Source organism: Actinopolyspora alba (assembly GCF_900112765.1).
In the GTDB taxonomy this organism is placed as follows: domain Bacteria; phylum Actinomycetota; class Actinomycetes; order Mycobacteriales; family Pseudonocardiaceae; genus Actinopolyspora; species Actinopolyspora alba.
In genome coordinates, this window is the sequence record NZ_FOMZ01000027.1 from 1 (window position 1) to 4,549 (window position 4,549).

The 4,549-nt window shown below is 68.3% G+C and carries 2 protein-coding genes; both read right to left on the minus strand.

What is annotated here, in order from left to right:
* A partial coding sequence (locus BM150_RS23385) for a beta-ketoacyl synthase N-terminal-like domain-containing protein (protein ID WP_139219646.1) occupies positions 1 to 1,190 on the minus strand: 1,190 nt, incomplete at its 3' end.
* Positions 1,191 to 1,236: 46 nt separating this feature from the next.
* Positions 1,237 to 4,548, minus strand: a complete 3,312-nt coding sequence (locus BM150_RS23390) for a type I polyketide synthase (protein WP_092930239.1) — start codon at positions 4,546 to 4,548, stop codon at positions 1,237 to 1,239.
* Between the last annotated feature and the right edge of the window lies 1 nt (position 4,549).

Genomic DNA, 4,549 nt, shown 5'->3' on the forward strand with positions numbered 1-4,549 from the left:
GCCAACACCATCTTCATCACCCCAGCGACACCCGCCGCAGCCTGCGGATGACCGATGTTCGACTTCACCGAACCCAGATACAACGGATCCTGATCCGAACGATCCTTCCCATACGTCGACAACAACGCATGGGCCTCCATCGGATCCCCCAACGCCGTGCCGGTGCCATGCGCCTCCACCGCGTCCACATCCGAGGGCTCCAACCCCCCGGCCGCCAACGCAGCACCGATCACCCGCTCCTGCGCCGGACCATTCGGCGCGGCGAGTCCCTGACTCCGACCGTCCTGATTGAGCGCGCTCGACCGCAACACCGCCAACACCTCACGCCCGTTGGCCCGCGCATCCGAGAGCCGCTCCAACAACAACAGTCCGCAGCCCTCCGACCAGCCCACGCCGTCGGCACTCTCGGAGAACGACTTGCACCTTCCTTCGGGGGAGGTGAGCTTCTGGCGGCTGAACTCGACCATGGCCCAGGGGGTCGCCATCACGGTGACCCCGCCCGCCAGCGCGAGGTCGCACTCACCACGCCGTAATCCCTGCATCGCCTGATGAATACTCACCAGCGAGGAACTGCACGCCGTGTCCACCGACACCGCCGGACCCCGCAACCCCAACGTGTAAGCCAACCGACCGGACGCGGTGCTGCCGAGCATGCCGGTGGCGATGTGCCCGTCCAGGGAGGCGAGCCTGGTCAGGTGGTGGTGCGCGTAATCGCTGTGTTGGATACCGACGTACACGCCGGTCGCGCTCCGATCCACCGATTCCGGCGACACCGCGGCGCGCTCGAGCAGCTCCCAGGAGGTCTCCAACAACAACCGCTGCTGCGGATCCAACCGCTCCGCCTCCCGCGGACTCACCCCGAAAAACCCCGCATCGAACAACCCCGCGTCGTGCAGGAAACCACCCTCACGCGCATACGTCGCCCCCACCACATCCGGATCCGGGTCGAACAACCCCGCCACATCCCAACCAGGACGATCCGGAAAACCCGACACCGCATCACACCCGTCGACCAACAACCGCCACAGCCCCTCCGGAGAATCCACCCCACCCGGATAACGCCCCGCCATCGACACCACCGCGATCGGCTCGTCGATGCGGCGCTGGAGCTCTTCCGAGCGGCTCTTCTCCCGCTGGAGGGCCGCGGTGACGCGACGCAGGTAGGCGCGGAGGTCGGATTCTTCAGCCATGACCTAACAATCGTCGGACGGTAGGGGGACGGTGGAAAGGTGCGGGTTACAGGTCCTCGATCTCCTGATCGATGAACGTCAGGAGATCGTCGTCGGACACGTCCGCCACACTCGTGCGGATCTCGCTGTCGGACCGCGGCTCCGCCGTGGTCTCGTGCGATTCGAGACGTCGCGTGAGGGCCGTGATGCGCCGGCTGAACCGCGGTTGTCGCAGTGTCTCGTCGGGCAGGTGCTCGAGTCGTTCCAACACGCTCTCCAGGCCGGTGAGGTCGTCGACCTCGTCTCGCAGCAGGTGGGTGAGATACGCGGCGAGGTCCTCGGGTGTCGGGTAATCGAACAGCAGGCTCGGCGGGAGCTTCGTGCCGCACAACACCGCCAGTCGATTGCGCATCTGCACCGCCATCATCGAGTCGAGCCCCGATTCCCGGAGGGGACGGTCGGACGGCACCGCTGCTGCCTCGGACATGCCGAACACGGCGGCGATCTCCGCACGAACCGCTTCGAGGACCGTTTCCTCGCGCTTGTCGACCGGCACAGCTCGGAGTCGCTCACCGAGCCGTGTCGCCGCTCGGTCGTGGTCGTCGTCCTGGTGCGTCTCACCCTCGAGAGCGCGTCTGGCTTCGTCGACGCCGTGCAGCAACGGCCTCGGACGGCCGGCGGCGTAGCTCGACGTGAAACTCGACCATTCGACGTCGGCCACCGCGAGCGCGGGTCGGCCGTCGCGCAGTGCGAGTTCGAGGCCCCGGATGGCCACCTCCGGCGCCATGGGCGGGATGCCCCGGCGACGCAGCTGGGCATCCGTCTCCGCCGAGACCATGCCGCCTTCTCCCCAGGAGCCCCAGTGGACGATGGTGGCGGGCACACCCCGGGCGCGGCGTCGACGCGTGAGTCCGTCGAGGAACGCGTTGGCCGCCGCGTAGGCGCCCTGTTCCCCGGAACCCCAGAACCCGGCCAGGCTGCCGTAGAGGACGAACGCCTCCAACGGCTCGGAGTCGAGGAGCGCGTGGAGGTTCGCGGCCCCGGCGACCTTCGCCGAGAGCTCCCCCTCGACGTACGCCGTGTCGTGCGAAGCGAGCGGGCGTGGTTCCGTGGCGCCCGCCGCGTGGAAGACGGCGCGAACCGGCTCGTCGAGATCACCCAGCAGTTGTTCGAGTGCGTCGCGATCGGCCACGTCACAGCACGCGAGGGTCACCCTCGCCCCGAGACCTTCCAGCTCCTCCCGCAAGGCCGCCGCGCCGGGTGCCGCGGCACCGCTACGCGAGGTCAGCACCAGGTGCAACTGCTCCCGAGCACACTCCGCCAACCACCGCGCCGTACGGGCACCCAACCCACCGGTACCCCCGGTCACCAACACCGTGCCCGCCAGAGCGAACCCGCTGTCAGCCACCTCGACCTCGGGACGAGCGCGAACGACACGCCGCACGAGCCGTCGCACCGAGCCGTTCCGATCAGGACGCAGTGCGAGCTGGTCCTCCGCGTCGTCGGCGGTAAGGGCCGCGATCAGGGCATCCGTGGTCGTCCTGTCGAGCGGACCGGCCGGTAGGTCCACGAGACCACCGAGCAGGTCGGGGTGTTCGAGACCGACGACCCGCCCGAGTCCCCACAGCGCGGACCGGCTCGGGTCGTGGAGCTCGCCCTCGGGAGTGTCGGACGCCGTACCCACCGCTCCCGTGGTCAACAACCACAGCGGCGCGTCGCCGCTCACTTCCCGGAGGGTTCGGACGATCGAGCGGAGCCGCACGACACACCGCGTCAGTCGCGACGTCACCTGAGGGTCGGATTCGAGGGACGGTTCCGAGGGCACATCGGATTCCGCACCGGCCACCAGCAGGACGCCGGACAGGGGCGTGTCCGCCGCGGCCGAGGCCAACCGTGTGGCGGCCTCGTCCGGATCGTCGGCCAGCTCGAGTCGTAGCACCTCGGCACCGGCTGCTTCGACGGCGGCGGCGATGGACTCGGCACGCTGCGCTCCTGGTTGTTCACTCAGCAGCAGCCAGGTTCCACTCGGAGGAATAACGTCACCGTGACTCGGCGCCGGAATCCACTGCTCCTCGTAGAGCCAGTTCACGAGCTCGGCGTTGGCGGCACGCCGGGTTCGCCACCTCGCGAGATGCGGCAGGAGCGCCGCGAGATCCTCGTGTCGCTGATCCGGGATCTCCAACATGTCGGCCACGGTGTCGACTTCGTGTGCCCGGACGGCCTCCCACAGCGGTTCTTCCACGACACCGGTGCCGTTGGACGCGCCGTTCGGAGTGGGGGGAGTGACGTCGAGCCAGTAGTGCTGGTGTTGGAAGGCGTAGGTCGGCAGGTCCACCACCCGCGCCCCGGTGCCCGCGTAGACCCTGTCCCACTCGACCGGGATGCCATGGGCGAACAACTCCGCCGCGGCCTGCCGCAACCGCGACGCACCGTCCTCGTCCCGGTGCAACGAGCCCACCGCCATATGCCCGGCCCCGCCGAGCGGGCCCACCAACAACGGATGCGCACCCAACTCGAGAAACACCGTCTCCTCACCCGCAGCGAGATCCTCCAACGCCAGATCCAACCGCACCGGCTCGCGAAGATTGTCCGCCCAGTAGTCACCATCGAGTTCGCTGCCGTCGACCCGAGCCCCCCGCACCGTCGAGAACACCGGCACATCCCCAGACCCCGGCACCAGATCAGCCAACTCCGACCGAACCGACTCCAACACCGGATCCACCTGCGGCGAATGCGACGCGTAATCCACCGCGATCCGACGGCAATACACACCCTCGCCCTCCAACACGGCGAGGAACTCCTCCAACTCCTGCCGGTCACCAGCCACCACCGTCGACTCGGCGGTGTTGACCACCGCCACCGACAACGCACCACCCCACTCGTGCAATCGCCGCCGCACCTGGTCCACCGGCAAAGCCACACTGGCCATCCCCCCATCACCGGCAAGACCAGCAACGAGACGACTCCGCACCCCCACAACCCGGGCACCCTCAGCCAGGCTCAACACACCCGCCACCACCGCCGCGGCCACCTCACCCTGAGAATGACCCACCACCACATCCGGCGACACACCCCAACAACCCCACACCCGCGAAAGCGCCACCCCCACCGCGAACAACACCGGCTGCACCACCGTCACCCGATCAAACCACTCCCGCTGAACCTCATCGTCCTGCTCCAGCAGCTCCACCACCGAAAACCCCGTGTACGGACGCAACACCCCATCACACTCAACCAACGCCGCCCGAAAAACCTCATCCCCCAACAACGACCGACACATCCCCGGATGCTGACCACCCTGCCCCGGAAACACCCACACCACCCGCTCCCGACAAGCAGCCACACGCACCGCCCCCTGCGGCAACGAACCACCAGCCACC